The following is a 15,628-nucleotide window of genomic DNA, read 5'->3' as shown; positions in this document are numbered from 1 at the left end:
GATCGATGTCCCACACATCGCCGCAGCTCCAACGGTATACGAGCGGAAAGTGACCCAACCGATGAGTAACATTTCGCCCATGGCGTTGGCCTCGGCCTTTGCCGTTTCACCGCACCCTTGCCGAACCGGCCCCCCGCCAATTGCTGTGACACGCTTAACATGTGCGCAATGGGACTTCGGTCACAAATCTCCGCCGCACACGTACGAATCCCGGCCGAATATCCCGAATCCCACCCGGGCAGCCGTGCTTTCGACACCCCTCAGCGGATCAGCCCTTCCCGGCCGGGCGCGAGCATATTTCCCCGCTCCGGAAGCCACATTCGACAACACCTTCCGGACCGGCGCCGCACCAGGGAGCGGAACCCCGCTACTCAGCGCCCCGCCGACGCACGCGCGTCGACCACGACACGGGCGATCTCCGCCAGACGCTCGTCCGAAACCTCCACCGCACCTTCGGCGTCGACCAGCACCGCGGTCGGGTAGATCTCGCGCAGCAGATCCGGACCGCCCGTCGCGGTATCGTCATCAGCCGCATCGAACAGCGCCTCCACCGCCAGACGCAGCGCCCCTTGCGCATCGATATCGCGGCGATAGGTCTTCTTCAACGACGACTCCGCGAACACCGACCCCGACCCGACAGCGGTGTAACCGAAACGCTCCTCGTGCCGGCTACCCACCGCGTCGTACGACACGATCCGCCCCGCCCGCCGCGGATCCGCGGCACCCAGGTCATAGCCGACCAGCAGCGGAACCACCGCCATACCCTGCAGCGCCGCGGGCAGATTGGCGCGCACCATCGCCGACAACTTCGTGGCCTTGCCGTCGAACGTCAGCGCAGCCCCCTCGATCTTCTCGTAGTGCTCGAGCTCCACCGCGAACAACCGGATCATCTCCAGCGCCATCCCCACCGTGCCCGCGAAACCGGCCGCCGAATACGTATCGGTGACGAAGACCTTCTGCATATCCCGCGTCGCCACCAGATTCGCCATCGTGCCCCGCCGGTCACCGGCCACCAGCACACCACCGCGATAACTGATCGCAACGATCGTCGTCCCGTGCGGCGCCACACCACCACCGGCGCCGAAGCCCTGATCGGGCAACAACTGCGGCGCGTAACGGCGCAGATACTCCGAGAAGGACGCCGCCGGGTACTGCAAGCCGAGCGGCAGGTGACTGTCGGTCGTCATGAATCACCTTTCCGGGCGGAGCCTGCACCACCCGCGAACGACAAGCTCTCCCGCCGACGTTACCGGAACACCCCACCTCACGGCGGCAACCCTCGCCCAGCGCCACTCCGCAACCCGTCCGCTCAGGCCGGGCCATCCCCGGTGCAGGTCTCCGGTGCGTCGATCTGAACACAGGGGACCGGAGCCCGCGTCGGCTGATAACCGGGCCGCACACCACCCGCGCGGATCACATCCGCGTAGGCCTCGACCGCATCGGTCGGGCGTCGCCGCAACGTCGGATCGGTCAGCACGTCCACCGTGTAGAGCCCGAACCGCGGCGCGTAGGAACCCCACTCGTAATTGTCGGTCAGACTCCAATAGTTGTAGCCGATGACGTTCATCCCGTCCGCCTTCGCCCGCTGCAGCCAATACACCGTGTCCCGCAAGTGATCGGCCCGGGTATAACCATCCGGCCGAACCTGCCCGTTCTCCGTCGGAAGACCGTTCTCCACGACATACAGCGGACGACCCGGGAACTGACGCGCGTAATGCCGCAACGCGTAGTAGATACCCTCCGGATGCACCGGCAGCTCCCACATCGCAGGACCACCCTCCGCGCCGCCCTGCGCCGACTCCCCGGTCTGCGGCAGCGGAGCGAAATAATAGTCGACACCGATGAAGTCCAGCTTCGCCGAGATCCGATCCACGATCGGCTGGTTGACCTCCGTCTCCGCACCCGCCACATAGCCCAGATTGCTCGTCACCTGCGCACCCGGCCGAGCACGGTGAATGACGTCGTAGATCTCGTTGTGCGCCTGCGCGATGTGATCCACCATCACCGGCGCCTCCTCGACACTGATCCCACCGGTGCGCAACTCGGTGCCGACATACGCGGCAGGCTCGTTGAACGTCACCCACAACGGATCACGCGAGGAATACCGGTGCACCACCTTGCGCATGTTCGCCAGCCAATCCTCCACCATGCCCGGATTACGCCACCCGCCACGATCCAACGCCCACCCCGGATACACCCAATGGTCCAAAGTCAGCATCGGCCGCATCCCCGCCGCGAGAATCCGCGCGATCACGTTGTCGTAGAACCCGAACGCCGCCTCGTCCCAGGCATGCGGCGCGGGCTGCAACCGCGCCCACTCGATACCCACCCGGTAGACCCGCACACCCAGACGCGCCGCCAGCTCGACATCACCGATGTAGCGGCGCGCGAAATCCACCGAATCGCGATACGGATCCGCCGTCGCACCCGACGCGATATAGCGCGACCAGTTGCTGTCGGGCGCATGCCCTTCGGACTGAAACCCCGACGACGCCACACCCCACAGAAAGTCCGCACCGAGCACAGGCAACTCCCGGCTCGGCTGAGCAGCGGAAACACCCGAAGTCATCAGCATCGCCGCAGCGGCCGACAGCGCGGCGAACCCGCGCCGCCCAGTGCGTATACGCATCGCCGTAGCGTAACTGTCAGATTGCTGGCTTCCCTGGCAGCAGTCCGCGTGTCGCCGGTCGCACCACCGTCACGATTCCGCACTCACTCCGGCCGCGCCCGCCGCGCCAACTCCACCGTCGCCGCCCGCAACTGCTCGATCCCATCGAGCCGCTCCGCATACCCCACCCTGGTGCGCGCCACACCCCGCGGCGTCACCACCCGCAGATCCAAGCCATATCGGTCGGCACGCTCACAACTCGCCTCCGTGGCGTCGGGATACCCACCCAACCGCCGCGCCATACCCAGCAACGCGTCGGCGTGATCGTCGTTGAGATGCGCCACCGCACGAGCCGCCACCGGAAGCACCGGATCCGGCTCCGCCGCCGCATACTCCTCGGCGCCGGCCGAATCCATCCGCCCATACCCACCGACCCAGCGCACCCGCCGCACCCGCAACACCCACAACGAGAAATCGCTGTAATCGATATACATCCGCCCCGCCGCGACCGCCGCCAGATACGCCTCCCGCGCCGCCACCGCCTCCGCACCCACCGGACGCTCCACCACCCCCGCCAACGTGACCCTGGCACCCGCCAAAGGATCCGCCGGCGGATCCGGCGCCACCACCGCCACACTCGCCCGACCGTCCGCGGCCAGATTGCGCCCGTGCTCGGCCATCCGCGACACACACAACACCGGCTGCCCCTCCAGCAACCCGTACGTCACCAGCGACGCCCACGGCGAACCATCCTCGGCGAGACTGGCCAACGTCGCGGTATTCGACGCCGCCGCAACGGTTCTCGCCTCCTCCGCCGCAGACGGACGAGCCGCATGCAGCACCGGCGCGATCGGCGGCGGCACCGACGGCCCGTCGCCCGGATCACCATGATCGACAGTCATGCCCCCATCCTGCCAGCGCGTCCCAGCGAAACGCCGCACATCATCACACGTGCGCACCAATTGGCCGAGCGCAGACGCCGCCGATCGACCAGACTGGCCAAGGTGACCAGATACGCATTCGATGCCGACCGCGCCGCCCTCGTCGCCACCTGGGCGACCGGACGAGGCGACCTCGCCCAGACGGTGGCCACCCTGCCCCCGCAGGTGACCACGGACCAGGCAACCGATCTGGCGTCGAACCTCACCACCCTCTCGCGCTTCCAATGGCGCACCTACACCCACCCCGCCAGCGCCGCGGGCGACCCCGACGTCCCCAACAGCGAAGCATGGCGCCGCGCCGAGGAACGCCGCAACTTCAAGGAAGTCGAAGCCGGCCTCCGCAGCCCCAACCTGCCCACCGACGAAGGACTGCTCGTCTCCTACAGCGGCGTCATCGAATCCGCCCACCGCATCGGCCGCACCCTGCACGACATCGACGACGACGCCCTGCGCGACACCGTCGCCGCCGAGATCCGCACCGAACAGGAAGCCATCGAATCCGCCGAACGCGGCGACCTCTCCGGTCGCGCCCGCCAAGCCGTCGAACTGTCCCGCCCCGACGTCTCCCCGGCCCAGGTCCACGCCGCGGACGCACTCCTGCGCACCGACCCGCTCGGCAGCATCGAACTGTTCACCGAACTCGACCCCGCCTCCGCCTCCGTCGCCGCCGCCCACTGGCTCTACGCCGCCGCCGAAGTCGCCGGAGAAGCCGCCAACGTACCCACCACCGACGTCGTCGCCGAAGCCGACGAGATCGAAGCACTCCAAGTCGAGACACCCACCCTCGTCCTCGAACGCCTCGCCGCGGGCGACACCCCGACCGAAGTCGTCCTCGACCTGATCGCCGAAGCGATGGCCGTGCACGAAGGCCGCATCCCGGCACCGTGGACCCTCGTCGCCCGCGTCGCCGAAATGGAAGCACAGGCCCACCGATTCGGCGTCGACGCCGACACCCGCGAGGCAATGCTCGCCGGCTTCCGCATCAGCCGCCTCGACCCCGCCCGCCCCGCCCTCGACCTCCTGGAAGACCTCCTCGACGGCATCCGCGGCTGCCTGCTGCTCTACGCGGCCCACACCGACCACGACGACGCCGAAAGCCGCTTCGCCGAAGACGTCCGCCTCGAAGCCGACGCCGACCCCGAAGACCTCCTCTGAGCCTGCGGGCGGGACACGGCCGCGCCCTGTCCCGCCCGCAACAGTTCAGCGGGCGGCCTCCTCGCCGAAGTCGGCCGCTTCGGGAGCCAGCCACCCGCGCAGTGCGCGGTACACCGCCTCATGATTGAGCAACGTGAAGTGATGCGCCGACGCGAGATGCATGCCGTGGTCGACGTCGAAACCGATGCGACGGGCGCGACCACGACCCGAGCCGCTCGGCGTGAGAACCAGCCCGTCACCGACCACGCGGCCCAGCGGATGCCGCGGACTGCGCGTGACCGTAGCGGTCACGAAATAGTGCTTCGCACCCGCCAGCAGCGGAACCTCGCGGACCACCCGGCGACGCAGCGCATCCACGTCCAGATCCCGCCAATCCTCATCCACCAGGGAACCGTCCCGCAGGTCCCGGATACCCGCGCTGCGCCGACGCAGCAGACGCCCGAACGGGCGGGTCTCCGGCACCCGCGCCAGCGCCGCCGACGCGTAGTGCACCAACTGCTCCAGCGGCGCGCCCAGATGAGGTGAACCGAGGCACACCACCTCTCGCACCAATCGCACCCACGGCAGCCCCGCCTCAGCCGCCTGGAAGCACGCACCGCGCGCGACCAACCCACCCATCGAATGGCCCACCAGCGACACCCGCTCGATCGGCACCTGCCACTGCTCGACCAGACACCGCATCAGCTCGCTGAACTGCCCCGCGTTCTCCGAGATGTGCAGACCGGAGTTGTACCGGACGTGCAACGCCGTGCATCCCGCGTCCGACTCCAATCGCTCGGCGTAAGTCGGACCGCCGCCCAAACGCCACGCATGCTCGGTCTCCACCAACCCGTGCAAGAAGACCACGACATGCGAACCGGGCCGTCGGACGCGCGCACCGACCAGATCGGCGCGCACGGGAGCACCGTCGACACGGAAGGACATCGGCCCCGCCAGTATCGGTCGCGTCCGCTCGAGATCATCACCGATCAAACCCTGCAGCGCGGCGAGGAACCCCGAGCCGTACACCGTGCGTGACGGCACGGCGCCGGGCAGATCCGCGGTTCGCTCCGCGACCATTCCCGCCGCCACCGCCGACCCGCTGACCACGCGGTAGACGCCCTCGGCGATCACATCGTGCATCAGCTCGACCGGAGCCGCCGCCGGTCCCACGCCCCAGCGCACCGCGGCGAACACGCGGTGCGCGATCGCCCGGTGCACCGCCGCGATCCCCTCGACCGCGCCGCCGAATTCGTCACCGGCGAGCCGGGCCAGCGCCCTGATCTCGGCCTGCCGTTGGCGTACGTCGTCCGTCATGGGTTCAGTGTACAAATGTTCACCGAACGGAGTGTGGGAACCCTACGGCACCCGCGATACCGCCACCGCCGACTCGGTGAGGCTGCCCAGATACAGCACACCATCCTGTTCGACCACACCGGTCACCAACGAATAATCGGTGCCTTCGACCTGAAGATCGTGCACGACCTCGCCCTCGAAATTCACCGCCAGCACCCACACCGTCCGCGCCGGCTTCGGCTGCACCCACTCCGGCAGCGTCCACACGATGCGCCGCAGAATGCCGGGCAGCGGAAGAAGCCGGTCCAGCAACGGATTCCGCGGTGACGGAAGGGTGACCCAGATCAAGCCGTCGCTGCCCAGACCGAGGTTGTCGGGAAAGCCGGGCAAGTTCTCGATCAGCCGTTCCTGCGTGCCAGCCTCGGGGCCGGTCAGCCAGTAGCGCCTCAGCCGGTACCCGCCGGTTTCCGCGACGACCACACAGGAACGGTCGGGCGCCACGACCACACCGTTGGCGAACTGTAGATCATCGATCAGCGTCTCCACCTCGCCCGCGGGGTCGCGGCGGAACAGGCGGCCGGTGCCCGAGTGCTCCAGGAGGTCGCCCATGTATTCGTCGAGTGCGTATCGGCGCGACGATGCCGAGAAATAGATCGTGCCGTCCACGTCGCGCACGACATTGCTGGCGAAACGCAGGCGCTCGCCTTCGATCTCGTCGACCAGGACGGTCAAACGTCCCTCGGTGTCCAGCTCGAGCAGTCCGCGCTCGAAATCGCAGATCAGCACACGTCCGTCGGCGTCCGCGTGCAGGCCGAGCGGGCGGCCGCCGGTATTCGCGAGCTCGCGTACATCGCCGGTCGCCGGATCGATGCTGAGTATCGCGCCACTCTCGATGCCCGCGATGATCCTGCCGTCGGGGGAGAGCACGACATCCTCCGGGCCGTTGCCCGGCAATTCGAGACGCCTGAGCTCGGGAAGGGGCGGGGTGCTGCGAGTTCGGCGAGCGCGGGCAGGGGAGGGGGGAGGCGTCCAACGCTGCGGCCGCATTGTCGAGGCGAGCATGGCCATCAGGGTAGCCGGGGTAGTGCGGAGTTCCGGTGAGAAACGGGGCTGGATAGGCAAGTAGACCACGCCTGAGGTAGCGGAGTTCGAACGGGTGAATGATGCTGCCCGGCCTACCTTCAGATATAACATTGTCTTATGTAGATATGCGCATCTACCAATATGTCACCACCCCGTCCACAATCACCGTCAACGCCACGCCAATTCAAAAACAACATGGAGGCCGGGGGAGGGAAGCCGACGAGATGGGTCTCAGCGGACGAGCTGTTCGGCGCTGCTGCCGGGTCTGCGCGAGCCGAAGGTGATCACCTCGCGGGTCCGGGCTACCGGAGGTCGGCAGCAGCGCCGCGATGTCAGGGCTGGTGGGTGATGGTGTACCAAAGGATGGCCAGCGTACCGAGCGTGAACAATGGTGCCACGACGAATGTTTCGACCATGTTCCCGGTGCGATCGACGATGGGGAATCTGACCCGCAGATCGAAGGGCCAGAACAGGCGGCAGCCGCGATCGGTGAGGCAATCACCGATCAGGTGGGCCAATGCGCCCAGTCCGACGGCGAAGGGAAGCCAGACCGGCTTGTCGGCGATCCAGTGCTCCATCGCGAACGTGCCGGCGGAAGCGAGGACCACGATCGGTCCCCACGCCTTGAAGTTGTTGCCGGACGGGCACAGATGCAAGGCGCGCACGGCGAGAGCCAGCAGGAAGAAGACCAGGCTCAGCGTGAACCAGCGCCCGAGCCAGTGCTCGCCGGCCCAGGTGCCGTAGGCGGCGGCCGCGACGAACGCCAAGGAATGGGTGGCGCCGCGGTGGCCGCCCGAAACCCAGGAGATGAGCTTGCATGCGGTGTGCGTGATCGGACCCAGCGTGTGCGCGATCGTCCCGTCCGGGTGGTCCGCATCGGGCAGCAGCGCGGCCCCGGCCGTGAGAAAAACTCCCAGCAAGAGGTCGACGGTGCCCAGGCGCCCCGTCGCATCCTGCAGAGCCGGATAGGTCAAGATCGTGACCGGCAGCGTCGCCGCTGCCGCCGACCAGGCCAACGCGCCACTGGTCGCATGTGAATGTCCAAGCACCATTCGAACGTTAGTTCAGCTTCCTATCGGTACGCGAATACCGTTGTGAGGTCCGGAAACCGAGAAGGAACTGGCGAGGGGGTAGGGGAGTGCTCGGAAACCGGCACGAGATCGGGGTGCTGTGTGGACGATGAATCTGCGCGTCGATAGCAGTCACCGCTGTCCCTTGCTTCTCGGAAAGAGTCGACTCAGCGGTGCCACACCTTTGGCAATTAATGATTGCGATACGCTCCTGTGCGTACTTATGCATACATACCCTTACTTCAACATCTTCAACAACCCGAACAACCCAAAACCGCAAGGACAGCACGGATGGGTCCTGGCCGGACTGCCTGGCATCCCTCGCGAGACGGTGAGCGGGTATTCGTGCGCGCCTCGAAAGGCCGAGAACCGTATCGAGTCCGCGCGGTAGGGCGTACAGCAGCTTTGCGCGACAGAAGTTTCCATCTAGAGAACGTCGTCGATTGCGACGGTGGCCGCAGCCATTACCTGCCGCGCGAGTTCCGGGCAGTCCACCCACACGGTGGTGTCGACGACGACGACCGGTGTGAGGGCGAGCGGCTCGGCCAGTTGCGACCAGCGGTCCCAGTCGTGGGCGAGGTGGGCGTCGTCGTGGTACAGGGCGGCGCGCGTACGACCGCGGTATCGCGCACGGGCGAGTTCCGGGGGAACCGCACACCAGACCTCCACGGCTCGTGTCGCGCCGGAAGTCGCGATGCCTGCGGCGGCGTACCGTGTGTCCCGGGGTTTGAACCACCACGAGTCGACCAGCACGACACCGGATAGCGCGGCGGCGAGCGTCCATGCAGCCTCCATCGCGATCGCGCCGATATTCGGTGGGACAGAGCCGTGGTCGAGTCCGGTGCTCAGCGCCTCCTTGACGGCGTCCTTGGTGATCAAGTGCGCGCCCAGTTCTCGCGCCAAAGCCGGGGCCAAGGTGGACTTCCCGGAGCCGGGCAGGCCGTTGACGAGGACGAGTAGTTCGCAGATGGTGACGCAACCTCCAGAACAGCCGAGAGCCTCGGGCCGACGAATGGCGTGATTGTTGTTGTCGGTTGCTGTGATTCGCAAGGTGGATTCACCGCGACGAAGTCCCTCTCGAAGCGCGGATCCGCTCGAGGAGCTAACCCTCACACGCAATCAATCGACCGGATCGGCGGTGACGGGCTCGGTCGCCGCGGCAGCTTCGACTCTGCCAGTGAACTGGTCGCTGCAGATTTCCCATTGATGGGGATCTGATGCGGCGGTTCACGCCTACGCTGCATCGCATAACGCGAGCTGATCAATTGCCTGCTGCGCACTCCAGGCTCGAAGGGGATACGTGGCAACCGTCTGGTTTCGACCGGGTCGGCTCGACCAGTGTTAGGCCATGGTAGGAGGTTGCGGTGGGTAAGGGGCGTGGAGTTCATCTGTGCGGCAGTGTCCCATTGGCGGATGCGCGGACAGTCTTCTCGGAGGCGGCACAGCGAATCGGGACGCATCTGAAGCGTATTCCGGACGGGGAGACCGGAGTGCGGGACAACTGGGTGGTGTGGCAGTTGCCCAAGATGCAGGCGCATCCCGACCTGGAAACCGTTCCGCCGCCGAGCCCGGAGTACGGGCCGAGTGAACGGGTGCAACCCAAGCCCGGCGTGGACGCGGCATCGATCGACTTCGGTCCGCTGGGTTACGCGGAGGCCGCCCTCGACTCCTGGCAGGTGTTCCGTCGGCTGCGCGAGGAGGGCACGATCCCGGCGGGCACCCGGTTCCAGGTCAGCTTGCCTACGCCTATCGCGGTGATCGGTGCGTTCGTCGCTGGTCCGCAGGGGGAGTTGGAGCGCAGATACGAAGCGCGGCTGCTCGACGAACTCGGTGTCATCGTCGCCGCGATTCCGCCGGATGACCTTGCGGTGCAATGGGATGCCGCGGTCGAGTTCGCCATCTTCGAGGGCATCTTCCCTTCCTGGTTCGGGTCCGACTACCCGACGCAACTGGAGGAAGTGGGGCAGCGGCTCGTACGGCTGGGCGCCGCGGTGCCCGAACCCGTTGAACTCGGCTATCACCTCTGCTACGGCGATTTCGGTCATCGCCATTTCGCGGAGCCCGCCGACACCGGCCGGCTCGCGGCTGTCGCCGGTCGAGTCCTGGCGGGGCTGGACCGCCCGGTCAACTGGATCCACCTGCCGGTCCCGCGCTCGCGCACCGATGCCGAGTACTTCGAGCCCCTTGCCGACCTTGCCCTTCCACCGGAAACGGATCTGCACCTCGGCCTGGTCCACGCCACCGACGGCCGCGCGGGCGCACTTCAGCGCATCGAAGCCGCCCGCCGCGCGATCGCGGAGTTCGGCATCGCCACCGAGTGCGGCATGGGCCGCCGCCCAGCGGATCAAATCCCCGCCTTGTTCGACCTGCATGCAGAACTCGCCGACACCTTGGCCTGAGTTCGGATGATGCCCGGCGCCAGGCCACGTTTCGGGGATGGGCCTGGCGCCGAGGCAGGAACGCGCGGTTCGGTATCGCGACGATACGGTGAGTCGCGAGAGGATCCGAGCCGGGTCTTGGGTAGCGAGCCAAGGGGAGTGGTATGCAGGACCTCTATGTGGTGAGTCACCCGCACGCGGAGCACACCGAACGCGATCTCGTCGGCGGCTGGTACGACTCGAAGCTGACGGCGCGGGGTCGGCGTGACGCCCACCGCGTAGCCGAAGAGTTGGCCCGCCGCCGCGACGGCGCGTCGCGGCCGATCCGGATCACGACGTCCGATCTCGCCCGTTGTACCGAGACGGCCCGCATTCTGGCGACGGCACTAGGCGTTCCCGTGACGCCGGATCAGCGGCTGCGGGAGATCAGCTTCGGGGAAGCGGGTGGGCGGCCGAACGCGTGGCTTGCCCAGCGTCAAGTACCCGCACCCGATCATGATCGCCTCGACCATCGCGGACCTGTCCCTGGCGCCGAGACACGGCGTGAGGTCGCGACCCGGGTGGGTGGGTGCGTCCACGAGTTGATGGCCGACACCGAGCATGACCACATCGTCGTGACGCACGGTTACGCACTGACGTTCGTCATCACCACATGGATGATGATCCCGGTCGAGGCAGCCGGCTTCGCGTCTTTCGCGACCGAGCCCGGCGCGATCACGCATCTGCGGCACGATGACTACTGGCGCAACCGCGCGATGCTCGGTCTCGCCGAGACGTCTCACTTGAGCGTGGGGACCGGCTCGCGCGATGAATGAGCCGCAGGGAAGGATCCGGTAGCCCGTCCGACGCTCTAGTTGACATAATGTTGATTATCGGCGCAAATTCGGCGCCGGTGGCGATGCGTTGACGCGCTGGATGTCGTTGTCGTTGTTCGCGTTTCATAGGCCAGCGAGCCCAGCTCGCTCGGTTCGCTCCGGGTCTCCTGGGCGATGATGCCGCTACGCGTGGTTCGCCCTTCTCGACGCTTTGTCCGTTTGGTGGAAATTTTCCGGCCTTTCTCGGTCCGATTGGTAAATCTTGGAATTTTCCTAGATTGGGCTCCCCTGTCCTAGTCGTAATCCGCATCCAATCGTCACAGTGACGAATTGTGGTGCGCCCGATTTGCCTTGCGTCATGCGATGGCTTGCGTTTCGCGGTCCAGTGATTGGTGATTGGCTCTGGTTGTGATGTCCAGTTGCGGGCACGCTGGGGCGGTGCTGGTTCGTCGGTTGATCGCGTTGTATGTCGGATTGTGGTTGTACGGGTTGTCGATGGCGGTGATGGTGCGGGCGGGGCTCGGGCTGGATCCGTGGGATGTGTTCCATCAGGGCGTGGCGCGGCATGTGCCGATCAGTTTCGGCGCTGTGACGGCGGTTACCGGCGTCGCGGTGCTGTTGGCGTGGATTCCGCTGCGGCAGATGCCCGGGTTGGGGACGGTGAGCAATGTCGTGGTGATCGCGTTGTCGGTCGACGCGGGGTTGGCGTGGCTGCCGTCGTGGGATCCGCTGGTGGTGCGGGTTGGTGCCATGATCGCCGCTGTTGTGCTGAACGCGGTGGCGAGTGTGCTGTACATCGGTGCGGGCATGGGGCCGGGGCCGCGGGATGGACTGATGACTGGACTGGTTCGGCGAACCGGCAAGTCGGTGTGGGTGGTGCGCACGGCGATCGAGGTGGCGGTGTTGACGACCGGGTTCGTCCTCGGCGGCAGCGTCGGCATCGGAACGCTGGTGTACGCCTTCGGTATCGGCCCGCTGATCCACCTGATGATTCCCGCGGCCAACCGCTTCCTGCCGGGGTTCGCGCCACCGAGGCCGGGACCTGTGGCCGGTGCCGTCGCCGAGGTTCCGAGCATGTAGCCGTGGCACGCTCCCCTGCTGGTTCTCTACCGAATGCTGAATCGTCACCGTGATGAAGTTGCCGCAGGTTGGAAAGTCGGACCTGATGCATCAAGCGTGGTTGTAGCGTCGGTGAGACCACTGGCAGTCTCGAATATTTCGTGGCGGCGGTCGGCGGGGCCGGGGACAATCCGGGTGTGTCTGCTCTGCTGCCCGATGTGGTCGCTGCCGACGTGTTCGCCGCGGGACCTCAGCCCGCACTGCGGAGTGCGGCAGTGCTGTTGCGGCCTTGGTCGAATGCCGACGCTGCTGTCGTTCGCGCCGTCTACCAGGATCCGGACATACAGCGCTGGCATGTTCGCAGTGTCGACTCCGAAGCCGAGGCTCAGGAGTTGATCGCGCGCTGGCGGGCGGGATGGACGAATGGTCGCGGTCCGCAGTGGGCGGTCGTCGTTGATGACGTGGTGGCGGCGCGGGTCGCGTTGCGGACCATGTCGCCGCCCGAGGGGGTCTCGGAGATCGCGTACTGGACCGCTCCGCAGTGGCGGGGCCGCGGTGTGACGCCCGCGGCGGTGGATCGGGTGGCCCGGTGGGCGTTCGAGGTGGGTTTCCATCGGCTGGAGGTGCTGCATTCGGTGCACAATCTGCCGTCATGTCGTGCGGCGGTGAAGGCGGGATTCGCGCTGGAAGGTGTCAAGCGCGGCGCCGCGTTGCACGCGGACGGGTGGCACGACATGCATGTGCACGCCCGCATCCGTCCTACATACAGACCTGTACGGAAGGTGGGCGTCCCGGTTAGCCTGTGGGAAGCGATCCGGCAGAAGGTGAAAATTCATGAGTGCTACCACCATTGCCCGGCAGTGCACCTTGTGCGAGGCACACTGCGGAATTCTCGTCACGGTCTCCGGCGATCAGGTGACGCGGATCGAGGGTAATCCGCAGGACGTGCTGTCGAAGGGGTACATCTGCCCGAAAGCGACGGCGATGGGCGGGTTGCATCATGACCCGGATCGGTTGCGGACGCCGGTGCGGCGGGTGGGTTCGTCGTTCGAGCCGATCGGGTGGGACGAGGCGTTCCGGGAGATCGGGCAGCGGTTGCGGAAGGTGCGTCGCGAGCACGGGCACAGCGCGATCGGCATGTATCTCGGTAATCCGGCCGCGCACAGTTCGTCGGTGCTGTACGCGGGGATGCTGCGGGCGGTGCTGTTGACCCGGAATTTCTTCTCGGCGTCGTCGATCGATCAGTTCCCGCAGGAGTTCGTCGCATGGCGGATGTTCGGCTCGAATGTGCTGATGCCGGTGACCGATATCGATCGGACCGATCGTCTGGTGATCCTGGGCGCGAATCCGGCCGTGTCCAACGGGTCGGTGACCACGATGCCGAATGCGAAGCAGCGGATTCGGGACGTGCGGCGGCGCGGTGGGAAGGTTGTGGTGATCGATCCGCGGCGTACGGAGACGGCGCGGCTGGCCGATGAGCATGTCGCGGTGGCTCCGGGTGGCGATGTGTATCTGCTGCTGGGGATGCTGCATGTGCTTGTCGCCGAGGATTTGTGTGACGAGAAGGCGATTCGCGCGTCGGGCACGGGCTGGGAGCAGTTGCGTGCGCTGGTGGCCGAGGCGTCTCCGGAGCAGATGGCGGTATACGCGGGGGTGGATGCGGAGACGATGCGCGGGCTCGCCCGGGAGCACGCGGCGGCGTCTTCGGCGGTGCTGTACGCGCGGATCGGGGTGTGTCAGCAGGTGACCGGTACGTTGACGCATTGGTTGGTGAACACGATCAACGCGGTGACGGGGAATCTGGATCGGGCGGGTGGTCAGATGTTCGCGACGCCGCCGATCGATGCGCCACGGTATGGGAAGTATCTGCCGATGGCATACGGGGCGTGGACGGATCGTTCCGGGACCTACAAGTCGTTCCGTTCGGAGTTGCCGGTGGCGGCGCTGGCGGAGGACATGTTGACCGAGGGACCGGGCCGGATCCGCGCGATGATCACGTATGCGGGCAATCCGGTGTTGTCGACGCCGCAGCGCGGTCGGCTCGGCGCGGCGCTGGATTCGCTGGATTTCTATGTGGCCGTTGACATGTACATCACGGAGACGACGCGGCACGCGGACATCATCCTGCCGCCGATCTCGCCGTTGGAGCGCGAGGACGTCAACATCCTGTTCCCGGTGTTCAGTGTGCGCAACAATCTGCGGTTCGATGCGCGGGTGTTCGAGCCGCCCGCCGACGGGTTGGAGGATTGGCAGATCATGGCGCGGCTGATCACCGAGATGGTGCCGCTGCCTGCGCGCCGGTTCACCGCGCGGGTGCTGAATGGGGTGTTCGATCGGGTCAGTCCGATGCGGATCGCGGCGCTCGGGGTGGCGGCGGGTCCGTACGGGGTGTTGCGTCGGGGCCGCAAGGGTTTGACCGTGGCGAAGGCGCGTGCGGCGGCCGGTGGCATCGATCTGGGACCGCTGCGGCCGCGGCTGCGTTCGCTGCTCGGTACCAAGGATCGGAAAGTGCATTTGGCGCCGGAGGATTTCGTGGCCGCCGCGCGTGATGTGCTCGCGGAGGCACAGCAGGGGAAGGCCTTGACGACGCCGGCCGACGGCTACGACTTGAAGTTGATCGGTCGCCGTCATCTGCGCAGCAACAATTCATGGCTGCACAATGTGCCGTCGATGGTGAAGGGGCGCGATCGCTGCACCGCGCTGATGCATCCGGATGATGCGGCGGCGCGGGAATTGCGGGATGGTGAGCCGGTGACGGTGCGTTCCCGGACCGGGTCGATCGTGGTGCCGTTGGAGGTCAGTGACGATATTCGGGCCGGAACGGTGGCGATTCCGCACGGGTGGGGGCATCAGGAGCCGGGTGTCGGGTGGACGGTGGCGGCGTCGTTGCCGGGGGCGAATGTGAACCTGCTGCACGATCCGGCATTGACGGACACGTTTTCGGGGACAGCGGCGGTGAACAACACGTGGGTGACGGTGACTCGGGCGGCCGTCGATTCCGATGAGCATGTCGAGGTGAGCGAGCGAGAGCCCGCGCCGACCGCTTGACGGTTGCGGAGTCTGCCGTCTTGCCTGGATCGCCGGTCTCACTGTGTGCACTGTGGTTTGAGAAGGTGAAGCGGCGTTCTCTTCTGTTGTGGGCGGCGCCGCTAACCGGTGGTCAGCGGTGTGTGGCCGCGCGGGTCGGGCAGACAGCCCGCGCCCAGGTGTGTGACGCCGAACGGATGTGCGTGCTCGCCAGTCC

Annotated in this window: 13 protein-coding genes; 6 read left to right on the top strand and 7 right to left on the bottom strand. The window is 66.7% G+C overall.

Annotation, left to right across the window (positions count from 1 at the left end; all coding sequences use genetic code 11):
* Positions 1-371 precede the first annotated feature (371 nt).
* The 3 genes from prcB to ON19_RS15655 form a co-directional block, all read right to left on the bottom strand.
* Positions 372-1,187 carry a proteasome subunit beta gene (gene prcB, locus ON19_RS15665; RefSeq protein WP_051168924.1) on the bottom strand — a complete coding sequence of 272 codons (816 nt, stop codon included), beginning with the start codon at positions 1,185-1,187 and terminating at the stop codon, positions 372-374.
* Positions 1,188-1,309: 122 nt separating this feature from the next.
* Positions 1,310-2,629 (bottom strand): family 1 glycosylhydrolase, encoded by a 1,320-nt coding sequence (locus tag ON19_RS15660; RefSeq protein WP_043692197.1) that lies wholly within the window; start codon positions 2,627-2,629, stop codon positions 1,310-1,312.
* A gap of 83 nt (positions 2,630-2,712) precedes the next feature.
* Complete coding sequence (locus ON19_RS15655; RefSeq protein ID WP_043692194.1) at positions 2,713-3,510, bottom strand: HugZ family pyridoxamine 5'-phosphate oxidase; 798 nt, start codon at positions 3,508-3,510, stop codon at positions 2,713-2,715.
* A 102-nt stretch (positions 3,511-3,612) separates the two neighbouring features.
* On the opposite strand from ON19_RS15655, the gene ON19_RS15650 reads away from it, so the two are divergent.
* Positions 3,613-4,704, top strand: a complete 1,092-nt coding sequence (locus ON19_RS15650) for a hypothetical protein (RefSeq protein WP_086006646.1) — start codon at positions 3,613-3,615, stop codon at positions 4,702-4,704.
* 45 nt (positions 4,705-4,749) lie between these two features.
* On the opposite strand, the gene ON19_RS15645 is transcribed toward ON19_RS15650, so the two are convergent.
* The 4 genes from ON19_RS15645 to ON19_RS38960 form a co-directional block, all read right to left on the bottom strand.
* The gene (locus tag ON19_RS15645; RefSeq protein WP_043692191.1) at positions 4,750-6,000 is read right to left on the bottom strand and encodes an esterase/lipase family protein; all 1,251 of its coding nucleotides are present in this window, start codon (positions 5,998-6,000) and stop codon (positions 4,750-4,752) included.
* A 42-nt stretch (positions 6,001-6,042) separates the two neighbouring features.
* Positions 6,043-7,041 (bottom strand): SMP-30/gluconolactonase/LRE family protein, encoded by a 999-nt coding sequence (locus ON19_RS15640; protein ID WP_227954812.1) that lies wholly within the window; start codon positions 7,039-7,041, stop codon positions 6,043-6,045.
* 353 nt (positions 7,042-7,394) lie between these two features.
* Positions 7,395-8,114: a metal-dependent hydrolase gene (locus ON19_RS15635; protein WP_227954811.1), complete on the bottom strand. Its 720-nt coding sequence runs from the start codon at positions 8,112-8,114 to the stop codon at positions 7,395-7,397.
* Positions 8,115-8,558: 444 nt separating this feature from the next.
* The gene (locus ON19_RS38960) at positions 8,559-9,182 is read right to left on the bottom strand and encodes a P-loop nucleotide/nucleoside kinase family protein (protein ID WP_051168923.1); all 624 of its coding nucleotides are present in this window, start codon (positions 9,180-9,182) and stop codon (positions 8,559-8,561) included.
* A 440-nt stretch (positions 9,183-9,622) separates the two neighbouring features.
* Here ON19_RS38960 and ON19_RS15625 point away from each other — a divergent pair, with 440 nt between their 5' ends.
* From ON19_RS15625 to ON19_RS15605, 5 genes are all read left to right on the top strand, one after another.
* Positions 9,623-10,531 (top strand): hypothetical protein, encoded by a 909-nt coding sequence (locus ON19_RS15625; protein ID WP_218006428.1) that lies wholly within the window; start codon positions 9,623-9,625, stop codon positions 10,529-10,531.
* A 143-nt stretch (positions 10,532-10,674) separates the two neighbouring features.
* The gene (locus ON19_RS15620) at positions 10,675-11,325 is read left to right on the top strand and encodes a histidine phosphatase family protein (protein WP_043692183.1); all 651 of its coding nucleotides are present in this window, start codon (positions 10,675-10,677) and stop codon (positions 11,323-11,325) included.
* A 411-nt stretch (positions 11,326-11,736) separates the two neighbouring features.
* Positions 11,737-12,405 carry a membrane protein YczE gene (gene yczE, locus ON19_RS15615; protein ID WP_051168922.1) on the top strand — a complete coding sequence of 223 codons (669 nt, stop codon included), beginning with the start codon at positions 11,737-11,739 and terminating at the stop codon, positions 12,403-12,405.
* 176 nt (positions 12,406-12,581) lie between these two features.
* Entirely contained in the window at positions 12,582-13,319 is a 738-nt protein-coding gene (locus ON19_RS15610; RefSeq protein WP_083899410.1) for a GNAT family N-acetyltransferase, read from the top strand.
* Positions 13,219-15,432: a molybdopterin oxidoreductase family protein gene (locus tag ON19_RS15605; protein ID WP_043692180.1), complete on the top strand. Its 2,214-nt coding sequence runs from the start codon at positions 13,219-13,221 to the stop codon at positions 15,430-15,432. Before ON19_RS15610 ends, ON19_RS15605 begins: the two co-directional genes overlap by 101 nt.
* Positions 15,433-15,628: the final 196 nt, after the last annotated feature.

The sequence above is a fragment of the Nocardia abscessus NBRC 100374 genome (genome assembly GCF_000308455.1).
Lineage (GTDB): Bacteria > Actinomycetota > Actinomycetes > Mycobacteriales > Mycobacteriaceae > Nocardia > Nocardia abscessus.
The sequence above is the reverse complement of the archived record's forward strand: the minus strand, read 5'-3'. Positions and strand labels throughout refer to the sequence as shown.

Coding starts and splice junctions, on each gene's coding strand:
- prcB (WP_051168924.1), bottom strand. CDS start 1,187: ATGACGACCGACAGTCACCTGCCGCTCGGCTTGCAGTACCCGGCGGCG.
- ON19_RS15660 (WP_043692197.1), bottom strand. CDS start 2,629: ATGCGTATACGCACTGGGCGGCGCGGGTTCGCCGCGCTGTCGGCCGCT.
- ON19_RS15655 (WP_043692194.1), bottom strand. CDS start 3,510: ATGACTGTCGATCATGGTGATCCGGGCGACGGGCCGTCGGTGCCGCCG.
- ON19_RS15645 (WP_043692191.1), bottom strand. CDS start 6,000: ATGACGGACGACGTACGCCAACGGCAGGCCGAGATCAGGGCGCTGGCC.
- ON19_RS15640 (WP_227954812.1), bottom strand. CDS start 7,041: ATGCTCGCCTCGACAATGCGGCCGCAGCGTTGGACGCCTCCCCCCTCC.
- ON19_RS15635 (WP_227954811.1), bottom strand. CDS start 8,114: ATGGTGCTTGGACATTCACATGCGACCAGTGGCGCGTTGGCCTGGTCG.
- ON19_RS15620 (WP_043692183.1), top strand. CDS start 10,675: ATGCAGGACCTCTATGTGGTGAGTCACCCGCACGCGGAGCACACCGAA.
- yczE (WP_051168922.1), top strand. CDS start 11,737: ATGTCCAGTTGCGGGCACGCTGGGGCGGTGCTGGTTCGTCGGTTGATC.
- ON19_RS15605 (WP_043692180.1), top strand. CDS start 13,219: ATGAGTGCTACCACCATTGCCCGGCAGTGCACCTTGTGCGAGGCACAC.